Source organism: Labrys sp. ALF-8 (genome assembly GCF_059699065.1).
On record NZ_AP048537.1, the window covers coordinates 219,035 to 235,251 of the forward strand.

The 16,217-nt window shown below is 65.8% G+C and carries 18 protein-coding genes; 6 read left to right on the forward strand and 12 right to left on the reverse strand.

Annotated features, from left to right (window positions below; translation table 11 throughout):
* Both AC6H34_RS01130 and AC6H34_RS01135 read left to right on the forward strand, forming a co-directional pair.
* Positions 1 to 864 (forward strand): SDR family oxidoreductase, encoded by an 864-nt coding sequence (locus AC6H34_RS01130; protein WP_497537635.1) that lies wholly within the window; start codon positions 1 to 3, stop codon positions 862 to 864.
* A 120-nt stretch (positions 865 to 984) separates the two neighbouring features.
* Positions 985 to 1,920 carry a histone deacetylase family protein gene (locus AC6H34_RS01135; RefSeq protein ID WP_448146551.1) on the forward strand — a complete coding sequence of 312 codons (936 nt, stop codon included), beginning with the start codon at positions 985 to 987 and terminating at the stop codon, positions 1,918 to 1,920.
* An 88-nt stretch (positions 1,921 to 2,008) separates the two neighbouring features.
* On the opposite strand, the gene AC6H34_RS01140 is transcribed toward AC6H34_RS01135, so the two are convergent.
* From AC6H34_RS01140 to AC6H34_RS01155, 4 genes are all read right to left on the reverse strand, one after another.
* Positions 2,009 to 2,650 (reverse strand): hypothetical protein, encoded by a 642-nt coding sequence (locus AC6H34_RS01140; protein ID WP_448146550.1) that lies wholly within the window; start codon positions 2,648 to 2,650, stop codon positions 2,009 to 2,011.
* 118 nt (positions 2,651 to 2,768) lie between these two features.
* Positions 2,769 to 3,029 (reverse strand): hypothetical protein, encoded by a 261-nt coding sequence (locus AC6H34_RS01145; RefSeq protein ID WP_448146549.1) that lies wholly within the window; start codon positions 3,027 to 3,029, stop codon positions 2,769 to 2,771.
* Positions 3,030 to 3,116: 87 nt separating this feature from the next.
* On the reverse strand, positions 3,117 to 3,524 hold the full coding sequence (locus AC6H34_RS01150; RefSeq protein WP_448146548.1) for a TIGR02301 family protein: 408 nt from the start codon (positions 3,522 to 3,524) through the stop codon (positions 3,117 to 3,119).
* A gap of 29 nt (positions 3,525 to 3,553) precedes the next feature.
* Complete coding sequence (locus tag AC6H34_RS01155) at positions 3,554 to 3,991, reverse strand: NUDIX hydrolase (RefSeq protein WP_448146547.1); 438 nt, start codon at positions 3,989 to 3,991, stop codon at positions 3,554 to 3,556.
* Between AC6H34_RS01155 and AC6H34_RS01160 the strand changes: the two genes are divergently transcribed.
* Entirely contained in the window at positions 3,990 to 4,715 is a 726-nt protein-coding gene (locus AC6H34_RS01160) for an SOS response-associated peptidase (protein ID WP_448146546.1), read from the forward strand. The genes AC6H34_RS01155 and AC6H34_RS01160 overlap by 2 nt on opposite strands.
* A 15-nt stretch (positions 4,716 to 4,730) precedes the next feature.
* Positions 4,731 to 4,946, forward strand: a complete 216-nt coding sequence (locus tag AC6H34_RS01165; RefSeq protein ID WP_448146545.1) for a hypothetical protein — start codon at positions 4,731 to 4,733, stop codon at positions 4,944 to 4,946.
* Between the two features lie 6 nt (positions 4,947 to 4,952).
* Here AC6H34_RS01165 and AC6H34_RS01170 read toward each other — a convergent pair whose 3' ends face one another.
* From AC6H34_RS01170 to AC6H34_RS01200, 7 genes are all read right to left on the reverse strand, one after another.
* Positions 4,953 to 5,675 (reverse strand): 3-keto-5-aminohexanoate cleavage protein, encoded by a 723-nt coding sequence (locus tag AC6H34_RS01170; protein ID WP_497537636.1) that lies wholly within the window; start codon positions 5,673 to 5,675, stop codon positions 4,953 to 4,955.
* 100 nt (positions 5,676 to 5,775) lie between these two features.
* Positions 5,776 to 7,194, reverse strand: coding sequence for an FAD-binding oxidoreductase (locus tag AC6H34_RS01175; protein ID WP_448146543.1), 1,419 nt, complete (start codon positions 7,192 to 7,194; stop codon positions 5,776 to 5,778).
* A gap of 58 nt (positions 7,195 to 7,252) precedes the next feature.
* The gene (locus tag AC6H34_RS01180; RefSeq protein WP_497537637.1) at positions 7,253 to 7,768 is read right to left on the reverse strand and encodes a gluconokinase; all 516 of its coding nucleotides are present in this window, start codon (positions 7,766 to 7,768) and stop codon (positions 7,253 to 7,255) included.
* 179 nt (positions 7,769 to 7,947) lie between these two features.
* Positions 7,948 to 9,171: a class I SAM-dependent RNA methyltransferase gene (locus AC6H34_RS01185; protein WP_497537638.1), complete on the reverse strand. Its 1,224-nt coding sequence runs from the start codon at positions 9,169 to 9,171 to the stop codon at positions 7,948 to 7,950.
* Positions 9,172 to 9,248: 77 nt separating this feature from the next.
* The gene (locus tag AC6H34_RS01190) at positions 9,249 to 9,980 is read right to left on the reverse strand and encodes a TlyA family RNA methyltransferase (protein ID WP_497537639.1); all 732 of its coding nucleotides are present in this window, start codon (positions 9,978 to 9,980) and stop codon (positions 9,249 to 9,251) included.
* Positions 9,980 to 11,908, reverse strand: a complete 1,929-nt coding sequence (gene dxs, locus AC6H34_RS01195; RefSeq protein ID WP_497537640.1) for a 1-deoxy-D-xylulose-5-phosphate synthase — start codon at positions 11,906 to 11,908, stop codon at positions 9,980 to 9,982. Before dxs ends, AC6H34_RS01190 begins: the two co-directional genes overlap by 1 nt.
* Positions 11,909 to 11,937: 29 nt before the next feature.
* The gene (locus tag AC6H34_RS01200; RefSeq protein WP_448146538.1) at positions 11,938 to 12,186 is read right to left on the reverse strand and encodes an exodeoxyribonuclease VII small subunit; all 249 of its coding nucleotides are present in this window, start codon (positions 12,184 to 12,186) and stop codon (positions 11,938 to 11,940) included.
* A gap of 156 nt (positions 12,187 to 12,342) precedes the next feature.
* Here AC6H34_RS01200 and AC6H34_RS01205 point away from each other — a divergent pair, with 156 nt between their 5' ends.
* Positions 12,343 to 13,866: a rhomboid family intramembrane serine protease gene (locus AC6H34_RS01205; protein ID WP_497537641.1), complete on the forward strand. Its 1,524-nt coding sequence runs from the start codon at positions 12,343 to 12,345 to the stop codon at positions 13,864 to 13,866.
* Between the two features lie 12 nt (positions 13,867 to 13,878).
* Here the strand turns inward: AC6H34_RS01205 and AC6H34_RS01210 are convergent, their stop codons facing one another.
* Positions 13,879 to 15,204, reverse strand: a complete 1,326-nt coding sequence (locus AC6H34_RS01210) for a dihydroorotase (protein ID WP_497537642.1) — start codon at positions 15,202 to 15,204, stop codon at positions 13,879 to 13,881.
* Between the two features lie 130 nt (positions 15,205 to 15,334).
* Between AC6H34_RS01210 and ygfZ the strand changes: the two genes are divergently transcribed.
* Positions 15,335 to 16,186, forward strand: a complete 852-nt coding sequence (ygfZ, locus tag AC6H34_RS01215; protein ID WP_497537643.1) for a CAF17-like 4Fe-4S cluster assembly/insertion protein YgfZ — start codon at positions 15,335 to 15,337, stop codon at positions 16,184 to 16,186.
* Positions 16,187 to 16,217: the final 31 nt, after the last annotated feature.

The following is a 16,217-nucleotide window of genomic DNA, read 5'->3' on the forward strand; positions in this document are numbered from 1 at the left end:
ATGTCCCTCGCGAACAAGACACTCTTCATCACCGGCGCCTCGCGCGGCATCGGGCTCGCCATCGGCCTGAAGGCGGCCAAGGACGGCGCTAACATCGTGATTGCCGCAAAGACGGAAACGCCGCACCCCAAGCTTGAGGGCACGATCTATACCGCAGCAGAGGCGATCGAGGCGGCTGGCGGCAAGACCCTGCCGCTGGTCGTGGACGTGCGGGACGAGGAGAGTGTCAAGTCCGCGTTCGAGAAGGCGGCCTCCCATTTCGGCCGCATCGATATCGTCGTCAACAATGCCTCCGCCATCCAGATGAGCAAGGTGGCGGATATCGAGATGAAGCGGTTCGATCTGATGCACCAGATCAACGCCCGTGGCACGTTTCTTGTATCGAAAACGGCACTTCCCTATCTCGCCAAGGCGGAAAGGCCGCATATCCTCATGTTGTCTCCACCGCTGGACATGAAGGAAAAGTGGTTTGCCCCGCACACGGCCTATTCGATGGCGAAATTCGGCATGAGCCTGGTGGTGCTCGGCCTCGCCGGCGAGACGCGCGGTCAGATCGGCGTGAACGCGCTCTGGCCGCGCACCACGATCGCCACGGCCGCCATCAAGAACATTCTGGGAGGCGAGGCGCTGATGCGCCGCTCGCGCAAGCCCGATATCCTGGCCGATGCGGCCTATCGCATCTTTCATAAGCCGGTCACTTTTTCGGGCAATTTTCTTATCGACGATTCGTTCCTGAGCGGCGAAGGCATCACGGATTTCGAACCCTACCGGGCGATCCCCGGGGAAACGCTCGCCCCTGACTTCTTCGTGCCGGACGAACCAGCGCCGCCTCCCGGCGTTGTGATCGGGCAAAGCACGTTCTGAGGCATCTTCTTCAAGCGGAGCGAAATCTCGCGTGAAGGAAATGCGGCAAGGAAAGACGCCTGGACGCCTTCGATCCGCCAGGATGGAAGGCGCCGGCAGACGCAACGGGTTCCACGCTGAATGACAACGCTCCTGGTCACGCATCCGGCCTACTCCCGCCACGAGACGCCGCGCGGGCATCCTGAAAGAGTCGATCGCATCCTTGCGGTGGAGGCCATGCTTGCCGACCCCTTGTTCGAGGGGCTCGAGCGCGAGCTCGCGCCGGAAGCGACCTTCGAGGCGATCGAGGCGTGCCATCCCCTCACCTACATCGAGACCCTGCAGCGCCTGAGCCCGCATGACGACGAGGGGCTCGTCCAGATCGACGGCGACACTTCGATGTCGCCCGGGAGCTTCGAGGCGGCCATGCGCGGGGCGGGCGGCGCCATGCTGGCCGTTGACCGCGTGATGGAAGGCAGGGCCAGGAATGCCTTCAGCGCATCGCGCCCGCCGGGCCATCATGCCGAGCCGAAGCGCGCCATGGGCTTCTGCTTCTTCAACAATGTCGCGGTCGCCGCCCGTCACGCCCAGAGGGCGCACGGAGCCGGCCGCATCGCGATCATGGACTTCGACGTCCATCACGGCAACGGCACGCAGGCGATCTTCTGGAAGGATCCGAGCGTCCTCTACGCGTCCACCCACGAGATGCCGCTCTATCCGGGCACCGGCGCCCGCAGTGAAACGGGCGAGGCCGACACCATCGTCAATGCGCCGCTGCGCGCCGGTCAAGGCGGCGCCGAGTTCCGCGAGGCGATGAACGCCCTGATCCTGCCCCGCATCCTCGACTTCTCTCCCGACATGATCCTCATCTCGGCCGGCTTTGATGCCCACGCCCGCGATCCGCTCGGCAGTCTGAACCTCGTCGAGGAAGACTATGCCTGGGCCACCACCGCGCTGATGCAGATCGCCGACAAGACGGCGGGAGGGCGAGTCGTCTCCGTGCTGGAGGGTGGCTACGATCTCACCGCCCTGGCACGATCGGCCGGCGTGCACGTCGCAACGTTGATGCACGCATAAGCACGGCGCGGCCGCCGGCTCCTGGCTGTATTTCAGGAGAAGACCGTCCCGAAGGATGACGGTTCCGGGACGACGCTCTGCGCCGGGCTCAATCGCCGTCTTCGAAGAACTGCCATTTGCCGTCCGGGCTGATGCCGAGGCGGTAGAAGGAATAGACGCCCTTGTCCTGCATGTCCTGGAAATCGCCGGCGGTGATCAGGCGGAATAGCTCCACCATCTGCGGGCCTGTGAGCTTGTCGAGCGGATAGCGCGCGAAGTAGGGCCAGACATAGGCCTCCTGGGGCGTACCGACATCCACATGCACATAGCCTGCCTCCAGCACATCCTCCATGATGGCGAGGATTTCCCGCCCCTTGGGATCGCCCGCCAGCAGCTTCAGGGTGGCGATCGGATCGTCGCTGTCGCCTCCCGAAAGCTCGGGCGTCTCGCCATTGGCGTTGATGATCGGGCGCAGCGATTCCAGTTCGCCCGTCTTGATCGCTGCCAGCAGCTTCTGGCGCAAATCCTTCACCGGCGCCGGCAGGTCGGCATCGCCATAGAATACCTGCGGCAAGGCCTGCGAGGCTGCATTGTCATCGCTGGCCGGCGGCGTCACAGTGGTGGTGGGCGTCTGCGTGCTGACGGAGGGCGGAGTTCCCGGCGCGTTCTGCGTTGCGTCATTGGCAGCCAAGGCCGGCATGACACCGAGCAGCAGAGCGAGGCCGGTTACGGCAGTAGCAATTCGGCGCATGGCGAGCATCATCCGGCAACAGGCGAATCACGGCGTTCGCCGGAAGGTACCCTAACCATAGACGGCGGCGATTGCGAATGTCGCATCTCGCCTCGGGCCGGGACGCATCCGTCACGTTCTATTGATGAATACCCTTGGATGTAAATTCGCCGCTGCGCACGCGCTCGGGCAGGCGTTCGGCGAAGCGGGCGACGGGCTCCTCGCCATAGGTCGCCACCAGTTCTTTGAAGGCCGTGAACAGCGCCGCATTGGCGACGCAATCGGCGTCGATGCCGTCGAGGATGGCCTCTTCCCAAGCCTGCAGCAGGTAGTCGAGCGCCGCCCGCCGGGCATCGTCCGCGGCGAATTGAAGTTTCAGTTGGGAGACGCGATCGTACATGTCGGATTCCTGCCACGGCGCCGGCCGTGGACGAGCCGGAACCATAGCACGCCCGCGTCCCGGGAATAGACACTTCGGAATTAATCGTTAACGGCCATAGCGCGAATCGAGATCCTTGATGATCGCACCGCTCTCGGTGAGATAGGCACGGATCACCTTGGCGGCGGCCTCGTTGCAACTGCGATAGGTCTCGCTATAGGCGCGATAGCCGCGATTGAAGGCACCGGCGTAGCGTTCCTTCCCGGCCTGGTCGAGGCCCTGCCCGTCAATGAGGGCATTCATCTTGTCTCGCCAGGCCGGCGCATCCGCAAAGCCGCACAGAGCCCGCAGATAGTGCAGCGCGCCCATGAGCTCGGACAGGCGCAGCAATTGGGGCTCGTAAGGCGGAGGCTGCGGGACGGCCTGGGGTGACGTCTGCGCACTTGCGGCGAGAGGCACCGCGCCGAGCATCAACGCGAGGGTCAAGGCCGCCACCCGGGGACGCGGAGCGGCCATGCGGCCACCAGGGACAAGGGAGCGAAGTCTCATGGCAGCAAGGCCCTGGCGGCGGCGACGATCTCCGCCAGGCGGTCGGTTACCGGCAGGCCATCGAGGGTTGCGGGATCGGCCCAGCGAAATGCGAGGGTCTCCTCGCTTACCTCTGGCTCGCCCTCCGGCGACCGGGCGGCAAAAACGGCGATGACGAAATGCCGGTGCACCACGCCGTCCTTGTCGCGGTAGACGACCTCGTTGTGGCGCACGAAGCCCACGATATCGACGTCCAATCCGGTCTCCTCGCGTACCTCGCGCCGCGCCGCCTCCTCCAGCGTCTCGCCGAGTTCCACAACGCCTCCCGGCAGCGAAAACAGGCCCTGCCCCGGTGATCGCGCCCGCTCTCCGAGCAGGACCCTGCCATCCCGGAAGATGGCGACGCTGGCTGCGAGAATCGGACGGGAGGGATACGATCGGCTGGCATCTGTCATGGCGACACTATTCGCACGGGCACGCGTCCAGGCAACCACTATCGAGACGATGACCGGCCGTTTTGCACTCACCCACCCGCCCGAGAAGGTGCGCGACTGGTTCGGCTATGTCGAGAAGCCGGACTTCCCGCCGCGTTACAACATCGCCCCCAGCCAGCCGGTGGCGGTGGTGCATGCCGATTTCTCGGCACGCCACTTCACCCTGATGCGCTGGGGTTTCATTCCCGGCTTCATCAAGGACACTGCCAGCTATCCGCTGTTGATCAACATCCGGTCCGAAACGGTGCGGGAGAAGCCGTCCTTCCGCAATGCCTTCGTGCGACGGCGCTGCCTGCTGCCGGCGGACGGGTTCTACCAGTGGCGGAATGCGGACCGCAGCAGGCAACCCTTTCTGCTGCGCCGCCCCGACCGCGGCCTTCTCGCCTTGGCGGCGATATGGGAAACCTGGTCGGGCATGGACGGCAGCGAGATCGACACGGTTGGCATCCTCACCACGGACGCCAATGGCACGCTGGCAGCGATCGGCGAACGCAGCCCGGTGCTGATCGAGCGGGGAGCGACATCGCTCTGGCTCGACCCGCTGGCAAAGCCCGAAGAAGCCGCAGAGCTGCTGCGCCCGCCACCCGAGGATCTGCTTGAACTCGTGCGCATTGCGCCCCATGTCAATAAGGTCGGCAATGACGGACCGCATATACAGGACGAGATTTCGTCTCGAAATACCTGAAAAGGAAGAACAATCATGAAGCCAGCCATAACAGCCCTGTTCCTCGCCGTCGCACTTTCGGGCTGTTCGGCCGGCGTCAGCGTCGGGAGCGCCACCTACAACGCGGACGAGCGCGGCGAGACGCTGTGCACGCGCAGCTATGGGGCGAGCGTCGATGCACCGGACACGCAGAACAGCGGCCTTCATCGCCGGGGTGGCTGCGTGAGCCGGAGCGCGCCGGACGAGGATTGACGGCGGTCAGGGCCTGCCGGCCGCCAAGGCCACGGCGGCGCGCAGGAGATCGGCATTGTCGGCCGCGAGCCTGCCATTGGGCAAGGTGGCTCCGTCCTCAAGGCCGATGCGGCGGTCGAGGCCTCGCCGCATCGCCTCTTCATGCAGCGGCCACATCGTCCGATCCGCGCCATGCAGGAGAATGGGCAGGCGAAGCCTCGAGCCCGCCAGGACGGCGAGGATGTCGCGGGCTGCCTCGAGACCCTCCGCGGCGTTCTGCTCGTTGATCTCGACGAGAATCCGCAGGCAGCGTTCGGCTGCGGGAAGCGCCACGAAGCGCAGCGCATCGGCGACCGACCACAGCCCCGCCTCGATGCCGATGCCCCGCCCGATCATCAGTGCCATGATCTCGGGCGCATCCTCCTCAATGAGATTGACGGAGACATAGTCCGGCAGGATCCGCCATTCACGTATCGGCGCCTGGCGTGCCCGACCACCGGGCCTGATATCCCACAAAGTCGAGATGCCGACGGGAGTGCCGGGAACGCTCTCACGGATCGCCAGGAGCGCATTGCCCACATCGTGAGGCTCCAGGCTCTGCTCGCCGTCGACCCCGCGCGGATGGACATGCAGTTCCTTCGCCCCTGCCTCAATGGCTGCCCGCGCGTCCGTGGCAAGCTCGGCCGGCGTGCAGGCGATCGCCGGATGGAAACCGCGTGCCCTGTTCCCGTTCAGGCATGCCTGCAGCATGAATGCCTCCTCATCAAGTCCACCCGCCGATTGGGAAAAGGCCGTCGTGGGAAACCGAAACTATTAGCGCCAATGCGGCAGCATGGCGGCGGAAACGGCGCTACAGGACCTTGCCGGGATTCATGATGCCCTTGGGATCGAGCGTCGCCTTGATCGAGCGCATCATCTCCATCTCCACGGGATCCTTCACGCCGGGCAGCAAGGCGCGCTTGGACTGGCCGATGCCGTGCTCGGCGGAGATCGAGCCATGGAACTCGGCGACGATCCCATGCACGACCGCGTTGGTCGCCTCCCACTTGTCCAGGAACGCCTTCTTGTCGCCGCCGACTGGCTGGGACACGTTGAAATGGATGTTGCCGTCCCCGAGATGGCCGAAAGGCAGTGGACGCGAGCCTGGAATGAAGGCCTCCACGGCGGCGACTGCCTTGTCGAGGAAGGCCGGCACCAGGCGGATCGGCACGGAGACGTCGTGCTTGATCGAGCCACCCTCGAACTTCTGCGTCTCCGACAATTGCTCGCGCAGGCGCCAGAAATCGGCGGCCTGCTCCAGCGAGGAAGCGATCACGGCATCCCCGGCGTAGCCCTTCTCGTAGGCAGCCATGAGCATGCCCTCCAGGGCCTCGCCCACTCCCCCCTCCGCCTGCGTGGAGACTTCGAGGAGCACGTACCAGGGATATTTGGCAGCGATCGGATCACGGGCACCGGGAACGTGGCGCACCACGAAATCGATGCCCAGGCGCGGCATCAGTTCGAAAGCGGTGACGGTGCCCCCGCCATTGGCGCGTGCCTCATGCAGCAGGTTGAGCGCATTCGCCGGGCTGTCGACACCGATGAAGGCGGTCCCTACCGAGCGCGGCTTGGGGAAGAGCTTCACCACGGCAGCCGTGACGATCCCGAGCGTGCCCTCCGCCCCGATGAAGAGGTTCCGCAGGTCGTAGCCGGTGTTGTCCTTGCGCAGATGGCGCATGCCGTGCCAGACGCGCCCACCCGGCAGCACCACTTCCAGGCCCATCACGAGGTCGCGCGTATTGCCATAGGCGATCACGCCAGTGCCTCCGGCATTGGTGCCGATGTTGCCGCCGATGGTGCAACTGCCTTCCGAGGGCAGCGAAAGCGGGAAGAAGCGCCCCGCCGCATCGGCCGCCTCCTGGACCCTTTGCAGCGTCACGCCTGCCTCGACGTCCATGGTGTTGCTGTCTGGATCGACAGCCCTGATCCTGTCCAGCCGCCTGAGGGAGACGAGCAGTTCGTTTCCCGTGGCATGCGGCACCTGCCCGCCCACGAGGCCGGTATTGCCCCCCTGGGGTACGATCGGCGTACCCGTCTCGTCGGCCAGTTCGAGGATGGCGGATACTTCCTCGACCGATCCCGGCAGCAGGACCAGGGGCGTCTTGCCGTGATAGCGATCCCGCCACTCCTTCAGGAAGGGCTGCTGGTCGTCGACGTCCGAAATGGCATATCTGCTGCCGACAATGGCAGCGAAGCGGGCCAGAAGGTCGGAAGAAATCTCAACGGCCATGGTTGGTTACCTCGACAATTTCCTAAATTCATTGAGCCGGCCTCAAGTCTTCCTCGGCTCACGACAAGTTTCGCATCGCGTCCGCTACGATCCCTGCGGGCTCCTGGTCGATCGAGACCGTGATCGGCCCCTCGTCAGGGCCGGGCGGCTCGAGCGTCGCGAACTGGCTGTCTAGCAGGCTCGATGGCATGAAATGGTCCTTGCGCCTGGCAAGGCGGGCGGCGATCAGTTCTTTCGAGCCGTCGAGATAGACGAAGCACACATCGTCGTGGCCGTCGCGCAGGGCGTCGCGGTAGGTCCGCTTGAGCGCCGAGCATGCGACGATACCGTGGCGGCCCTGCCTTCTCAGTTCGGCGATCCACGCGGCAATCGCAGCGAGCCAGGGCCAGCGATCCTCGTCGGTGAGCGGAATACCGGCATGCATCTTGGCGACATTGGCAGGCGAGTGGAAGGAATCACCATCGCGGAAAGGCCAATCGAGCCGGTCGCCGAGGCTCTCCCCGACCGTACTCTTGCCTGAGCCTGAGACGCCCATGACGATGAGGGCGGTGGGCAGTGAGGAGGACTCGGCCATGACATTCCATCCGCGCATTCAACCGGAGCCTCACTTGGTAAGGAGAGGCCCGGCGGGATGCAAGTGGCGACAGGTCCGCGCCTCGATACCGCTCGTGGCAGCCTGCCCGAAAAAGCGCGGGAATCCCGACGCCTGTGATGCCGCGCCTTTTTAAGAGAGGCTCTTCCGCCCACTTGCCGTCAGCGTTCGAACACGCCCACCAGTTCCACATGCGCGGAATGGCGGAACTGGTCGACGGGGGTCACCCTGGTCAGGCGATAGCCGCCCGCGATGAGGATGGCCGCGTCGCGCGCGAATGTGGCGGGGTTGCAGGAAACACCGACGATACGCTTGAGCCTGGCCGAGGCGAGACGCCTGCTTTGGGCCTCCGCTCCCGCGCGCGGCGGGTCGAAGACAACGGAGTCGAAGGCCTTCAGTTCGTCCGCAAGCAGGGGACGGTGAAAGAGATCGCGGACCGTGGCGGTGATGGGCTTCAGGCCCTGGGCCCGTCGTGCCGCCCTGTCGAGCGCCGCAATGGCGGGCTTGTCGGAATCGAAGGCCTGGACATGGCGCGTGGCTGCCAGCGCGAGGCCGAAGGTGCCGCAGCCCGCGAAAAGATCGGCCACGCGTCTGGTTCCCCCGAGCCCCTCGAGCACGAGCGCCGTGAGCGCCCTGTCCGCCTCCTCGGTCGCCTGCAGGAATGCGCCCGGAGGCGGCGAAACCTCGACGCCCGCAAACCGCACCACTGGCGAACGGCGCTCGATCACGACATCGCCGTGGATGGAGAGGCGGGCGAGGTCGAATTCTCCCGCGAGATCCGCCAGCTTCAGCCGCATCCTGTCGTCGATGCGTCCCGTCCCGCGAATGTCGCAGTCGAGCCCGGTGACGGTCGCGGTGAGCACGATGTCGAGGGGCTTGCCGAGCCCCCGCAACTGCTTCTCGAACGCTCTCACTCCGTCCAGCCCCCGATTGAGTTCGGGCACCAGGATGGGACAGGCGTTGAGATCGATCAGGTCGTGCGAGCGCGCCTCGGCGAAGCCGACCTTGCCCTTGCGCGCATGCAGCGTGGCGCGCCGTCTGCCCCTGCCATGGGCATCGACCAGGGCCTCGACCGGAACGTCGACACCGGCCTGGCCGAGGGCTTCGACCACCAGGCTTCGCTTCCAGGCCTGATAGGCGGGCGCGGCCAGATGCTGGATGGCGCAGCCGCCGCAGCGGGTGAAATGCGGGCAGAAGGGGGCGATACGATCCGGGCTTGGCTCCTGCAAGGCGACGAGACGGCCGCGGTCCCCATGGACGTCGGCTTCGATGCGTTCACCCGGGAGGGTGTAGGGCACGAAGACCGGCCCCTCGGCCACGCCATCTCCGCGATGGCCGAGCCGCTCCACAGTGAGCTGAACCGATGTGTCAGTTTGATGAATCACTTTCTCAACTTCTTGAAGCAGGATCGCAGCCGGCTGAACCCCTGCCTTAACGGCCCGAATCCAAATCTCAGCTTCGATCACCCAACCCTTTCGGCAACCAGGAGAAATTCCTTGTTGCCATCACCGCCCTCGATGGGCGAGGGCACGATGCCGCGCACCTCCCAGCCCAGCCTCTTCACAAGCGAAGCGATGCGCTCGCATACCTCGGCGTGCACCGCTTCGTCCTTCACCACCCCACCCTTGCCGATGCGATCCCGCCCCGCCTCGAATTGCGGCTTGATCAGGACGGCAAGATCCGCCCTTGGCTTCGCGAGGGCAAGGGCCGACGGCAGCACCAGCGCCAGCGAGATGAAGCTGACGTCGGCGACGACGAGGTCGACTGCCTCCGGCACGATGGCGCGGTCGAGCTGGCGAGCATCATGCCCCTCCAGCGATATCAGGCGCGCATCGCCGCGCAGGCTGGGATGAAGCTGGTCCCGCCCGACATCCACCGCATAGACCCGCCCGGCCTTCCGCTGAAGCAGCACGTCGCTGAAACCGCCCGTGGAGGCACCGACATCGAGCGCCACGCGCCCCTCGACCGCGATTGCGAAGGCGTCGATGGCGTGGGCCAGTTTCACGCCGCCGCGAGAGACGAAGGGAAAGGCCGGCTGGGCCTCGATGCGGACATCAGGCTTCAGCGTTTCGGAGGCCTTGCGTACCGGCTTGCCGTCGGCGCTGACGAGGCCCGCGGCGATGGCCGCCTGCGCCTTGGCGCGGCTGTCGAAATGGCCGCGTTCCACGAGCAGCACATCGGCCCGCCTGCGCATCAGGCGCGCTTCGCTCCAGACAGTGAGTCGCGCCCCAGCACAGAGAGAACCTTGGCGACGATCCCGGCCGCGTCGAGGCCGGCGCGGGCATAGAGCGTCTCGGGCTTGTCCTGGTCGAGGAAGACGTCGGGCAGTACCAGGGAGCGAAATTTCAGGCCGCGGTCGAAGACCCCGGCGTCCGCGAGCAACTGGGCCACGAAACTGCCGAACCCGCCAACCGAGCCCTCCTCGACCGTCAGAAGCACCTCATGCTCACGTGCGAGCCTCAGGACGAGCTCCTCATCGAGGGGCTTGGCGAAACGCGCGTCGGCCACCGTCGCTGAGAGCCCCAGCGCCGCCAGGTCCTCGGCGGCCTTCAGGCACTCCGCCAGGCGCGTGCCGAGCGACAGCAGCGCGATGTTCGTTCCCTCGCGCAGCACCCTGCCCTTGCCGATCGCCAGCGGCTTGCCGACCTCGGGCATCTCGACGCCCACCCCTTCGCCGCGTGGATAGCGGAAGGCGATGGGGCCGTGATCATAGGCCACCGCCGTCGCCACCATGTGCACGAGTTCGGCCTCGTCCGCGGCCGCCATAACAACCATGTTCGGCAAGCAGCCGAGATAGGCGACGTCGAAGGAGCCGGCATGGGTGGCGCCATCGGCACCTACCAGGCCGGCGCGGTCGATGGGAAAGCGCACCGGCAGGTTCTGGATCGCCACGTCGTGAACCACCTGGTCGTAGCCGCGCTGGAGGAAGGTCGAATAGATGGCGCAGAACGGCTTGTAGCCCTCGCTGGCGAGGCCTGCGGCGAAAGTCACCGCATGCTGCTCGGCGATGCCGACATCGAACAGCCGCTGGGGGAACGCCTGCTGGAAGAGGTCGAGCCCGGTGCCCGAGGGCATGGCGGCGGTGATGGCCACCACGCGCTCGTCCTTCTCGGCCTCCTTGATCAGGCTTTCGGCAAAGACACGCGTATAGGCCGGTGCATTGGCCTTGGCCTTGACCTGCGCCCCGGTGATGACGTCGAACTTCACCACGCCGTGATATTTGTCGGCGGATTCCTCCGCCGGGCCGTATCCCTTGCCCTTCTGCGTGACGACGTGCACCAGCACCGGCCCATCGGCCTGGTCGCGCACATTCTTGAGCACGGGCAGGAGATGGTCGAGATTATGCCCGTCGATCGGGCCGATATAGTAGAAGCCGAGTTCCTCGAAAAGCGTGCCGCCGGTCCAGAAACCGCGGGCGAACTCCTCGGTGCGCCGTGCCTTGTCGTAGAAGAAGCGCGGCAGGCGCTTGGCCAGCATCTTGCCGAAATCGCGCAGGTTCTTGTACGTGCCGCCGGAAACGAGCCGGGCGAGGTAGGCCGACATCGCCCCCACCGGCGGGGCGATCGACATGTCGTTGTCGTTGAGGATGACCACGAGGCGGGAACCGAGCGCGCCGGCATTGTTCATGGCCTCATAGGCCATGCCGGCGGACATCGACCCGTCGCCGATGACGCAGATCACGTTGTTGCTGCGGCCATCGAGATCACGGGCGGCGGCCATGCCGAGGCCTGCCGAGATCGAGGTGGAGGAATGAGCGGCGCCGAAGGGATCGTACTCGCTCTCGCTACGCTTGGTGAAGCCGGAGAGGCCCCCGGGCTGGCGGAGGGTGCGGATGCGATCTCGCCGGCCGGTCAGGATCTTGTGGGGGTAGGCCTGGTGGCCGACGTCCCATATCAGGCGGTCCTCGGGCGTGTTGAAGACGGCATGGATGGCCACCGTCAGTTCGACCACGCCGAGACCCGCACCCAGATGCCCACCCGTCACCGAAACTGCGCTGATGGTTTCCTGGCGCAATTCATCCGCCACCTGCAGGAGCTTTTCCTCGGGAAGGAGCCTGAGGTCAGCTGGGGTGTGGATGGTGTCGAGCAGTGGTGTAGAGGGAATGTGTGCCAAAGTGTTCACCGGAGAAGCCGTGGAAGCCGAGCGAGAGGTCAGGCTTCGGGCAGGGGTTCGAGGCCGGCTGGCTTGCCTTCGGCATCCAGACGGATCTTGTCGACCTTGGCTTCAGCCACCTTCAGAAGCCGGTCGCAATGGGCCTTCAGCTGCTCGCCCCTTCCGAATAGCGTGATGGATTCTTCCAGCGGCACATTGCCGCCTTCGAGGCTGCGCACGATCTGTTCAAGTTCGGCGAGCGCTTTTTCAAAGCTGAGCGTTGCAATATCGGACGGATTTTCCGCCATAACCAACCTGTCACATGAAAGAATTTTTCTCTCTATAGCCCGTTCCGCCACCTTAGATAAAGAAAAAGCCGTGCAAGGCCGATTGTACTGCGGTGCATAAGAAAGGCGGCCCATGGGCGAGTTGCGGCCCGGCGGCAGTTCCGGCAAAAGCGCCGCATGGATCTGCAGATTTTCCTGGCGCTATCCGCCGCCTCCTTCGCCGCCGTCGTGATCGGCCAGATGGTGATCAACGAAACGCACCGCGTTCCCGGCAGCGGGCGCATGTTCGCGCTACTGAGCGTGGTGATCCTCGTCGCTGCCGCAGGCTACTGGCTTGTGCCGGACATCTATGGCTTTTTGACGGTCCTGGCGCTGGCCCTGGTCTACGCACCGGGCCTCCTGATGCTGAGAGCCAGTCGCGAAATGCTGGCGGGACGAAGCACGGAGGCCGCGAGATTCGCCCGCTTCGCCTCCCTGCTACGACCCGATCGCGACAACCGCTTCTCCGCAGGCCTCTTCGCCGCGCTGGCCGAGCCGACCCCTCAACGGCGCATCGATGCCATGGCCGGCCTAAAGGCCAGAGCCACGCCGCCACAGGCGCTGATGGTCGAACTCCAGACCCTGAGGCAGCGCAACGACTGGCCCGGCGTGGTTGAATTCCTGCGCGCCAATCCCGTGCCGCTGCCGGGCGATGGCATCAATTTTCCGATCCGCGCGCTGGGCGAGACCGGGCAGCTCGATGCGCTCGTGCAAACCTATCTGGGCCACCGCACCACATTGGGACGAACGCAGTTGCCTATCCTGATGGTGCTCTCCTTCTGCGGCCGGGTGGCGGCCGTCGACGCGCTCCTGCCCACCATTAGGCTCCTGCCGCCGGTATCGAAGACGTTCTGGTACGCCACCGCCCTGCAGGCTGCAGGACGCTTCGACGAAGCCCGGCGGCGGCTGGAGAGCGTCGATCAGTCGTCACTCACCGATATCCAGCGGGAAATGATCGTATCCCGCCTGGAGCGGCCGGTGGTCGACGCGGCTCCGCTGCTGTCACCGGGAGCCGCCTACCAGCTCGACCTCATGGCGGCGCGCGTGAGGCGGGACGCGCCTCTCCGGCGGCCGGACTGGCGTCGCACGCCCCTGACCTATGTTCTCATCATGGCCAACTGCCTCATGTTCGCCGTGGAGGTCTCTCGCGGCGACAGCCAGGATACCGTCAACCTCGTGGATCTCGGGGCCCTCTGGCCGCCCTATGTCGTCGACCAGCACGAATGGTGGCGACTCGTCAGCGCCATGTTCCTGCATGCGGGGTCGGAGCATCTGATCAGCAACATGTTCGCGCTCTGGGTTCTCGGCCGTTTTGTGGAGATCGGCATGGGCACCTGGCGCATGGCGGTGGTCTACGCCGTCGGCGGGCTGATCTCCATGGCCGGAGTAGTCGGGTTGACCGAGGCGGGCCTGTCGGAGCCGAATGTCCTCGTGGGCGCCTCCGGCGCGATCTTCGCGCTGCTCGGCGCCATCGCCCTGCAGCGCCTGACGGATTTCCTCGCCACGCGGACGATTGCCGACCGGCGCAACCTCACCATGGTGGGCATGGTGCTGGTGCTGCAGGCCGCAATAGATCTCGCTCTTCCGCAGATCAGCTTCGCCGCACATCTCATCGGACTGCTGGCGGGTGCCGCGCTGGGCTGGGTACTCGGGAGGAGATAGGGGCGCGCGCGGCTACGCCGTCCAGAACTTCACCGGTTCTCCGCGCGAATGCTCGTCGAGCGAACCCTCCCACATCACGCGCGCGCCGCGCACCACGGTACCGACCGGCCAACCCGTCACGCTCATGCCGTCATAGGGCGTCCAGCCGCATTTGGAGGCGATCCATTCGTTGCGGATGGTCTCCTGGCGCTTCATGTCGACGATGGTGAGATCCGCATCGTAACCCACGGCGATCCGGCCCTTGCCGGCAATGCCGTAGATGCGGTTCGGCCCGTGGCTGGACAGGTCGACGAAGCGTTCCAGGCTCAGCCGCCCCTTGTTCACGTGATCCAGCATGATCGGCACCAGGGTCTGCACGCCGGTCATGCCCGACGGGGACTCCGGATAGGGCTTTGCCTTTTCCTCCAGGGTATGCGGGGCGTGGTCGGAACCGAGTACGTCCACGATGCCTTGCTGCACGCCGTGCCAGACGCCGTTGCGCGCATGCGCGTCGCGCACGGGCGGGTTCATCTGGACCAGCGTGCCGAGCTTCTCATACGCCTCGGGACCGGCCAGGGTCAGGTGATGCGGTGTCGCCTCGCAGGTCACCAGTCGCTTGTGCTCGGCGAGGAAAGGGATCTCCTCCGCCGTGGAGATGTGCAGGACATGAATGGGTGCGCCCGTCTCCTCGGCGATCGCGACAAGGCGCTGCGTGCAGTTGAGGGCGGCCTCGACATCGCGCCAAACCGGGTGGGAGGAGGCGTCGCCCGGCACCCGCAGGTCACGCCTCTCGCGGAGCCGATACTCGTCCTCCGAATGGAACGCGGCTCGCCGGCGCGTATGCCGGAGGATTTCGCGCACGCCCTCGTCGTCTTCCACCAGCAGCGAGCCGGTGGACGATCCCATGAACACCTTGATGCCCGCCGCGGCGGGGAGACGCTCGAGTTCGCCGACATGCCTCGCATTCTCTCGCGTACCGCCGACCCAGAAGGCGAAATCGCAATGCATGCGATGCAGGCCGAGCTTCACCTTGTCGGCCAGCGCCTCCGGCGAGATGGTGAGCGGATCGGTGTTCGGCATTTCGAAGACGGCCGTCACGCCACCCATCACGGCAGCGCGCGACCCCGATTCCAGGTCTTCCTTGTGGGTCGGGCCCGGCTCGCGGAAATGGACCTGGCTGTCGATCACGCCCGGCAGGATGGTGAGCCCCTTGCAGTCGATCACCTCGCCGGCACTCGCCTGCGAGAGGTCGCCCAGGGCGGCGATGCGCCCCTCCCTGATGCCGATATCGCCGTGATGCCGGCCGTCGTGGTTGACGATCTCGCCATGCCTGAAGATGCGGTCGAAGGTCTGGGTCACGGCGCTCTCCTGCTGTTCAGTCCGGCCCGTTCTCACCCAGAGCGCGCCGTCTTTCAATCGGCAATCTGCCTGCCTCTTCACGCAGCGCACAGAGATTGCCATATAGGCAGGGCCACAAGGACTGCCCGTAATGATCTATCTGCCCGACCGTGCCGTGCTCCGCCTCAGCGGCGAGGATGCGCGCTCCTGGCTCGCAAATCTCGTCACCTGCGACATCGCCGGCCTCAGGCCGGGCGAAGGCCGATGGGGCGCCTTGCTCACGCCGCAAGGCAAGATCCTGTTCGATTTCCTGGCCACGGCGGACACGCAGGGGAACATTTTTCTCGATACGGATCGCACCAGGGCTGCCGACTTCGCCAAGCGGCTGAATTTCTACAAGCTGCGCGCCAAGGTCGCAGTGGAAGACCTGTCCGGGAGTTGGACGGTGCATGCAGCCCTCCCCCCTGCCGATCTCTCAGGCGTCGCCGGCATCGCCTTCATCGATCCTCGCCATGCCGATCTCGGCGGGCGCGCGCTCCTGCCTGGGGTGGGAATCGCAGAAGAGGCCGCCATCGCCGCCTACCACGCCAACCGCATCGGGCTCGGCATTCCCGAAGGTGGCAAGGACTTCGCCTTCGGGGATACGTTCCCGCACGAGGCGCTTATGGACATGCTGCATGGCGTCGATTTCAAGAAGGGCTGCTATGTCGGGCAGGAAGTCGTCAGCCGCATGCAGCATCGCGGCACGGCCCGCACCCGGATCGTTCCGGTTGCGGGAACGCTCGCCCTCCCCGCCGCCGGGACCGAGATCCGCATCGGCGACAAGCCCGCCGGCACGCTCGGCTCCTCCGAGGGTTCGCGAGGGCTCGCCCTGCTGCGTCTGGACCGGGTCGAGGAAGGCATCGGCCAGGGCGAGGCGCTGGCCGCGGGCGAGGTTACGCTGACCGTGGCAAAGCCGGCCTGGTGGAACGCTGCGCCCGCCGGACACAAGGCGAGCGCCTGAGGATTGCTTCGCGTCGGCGGGCCCTCGGCGC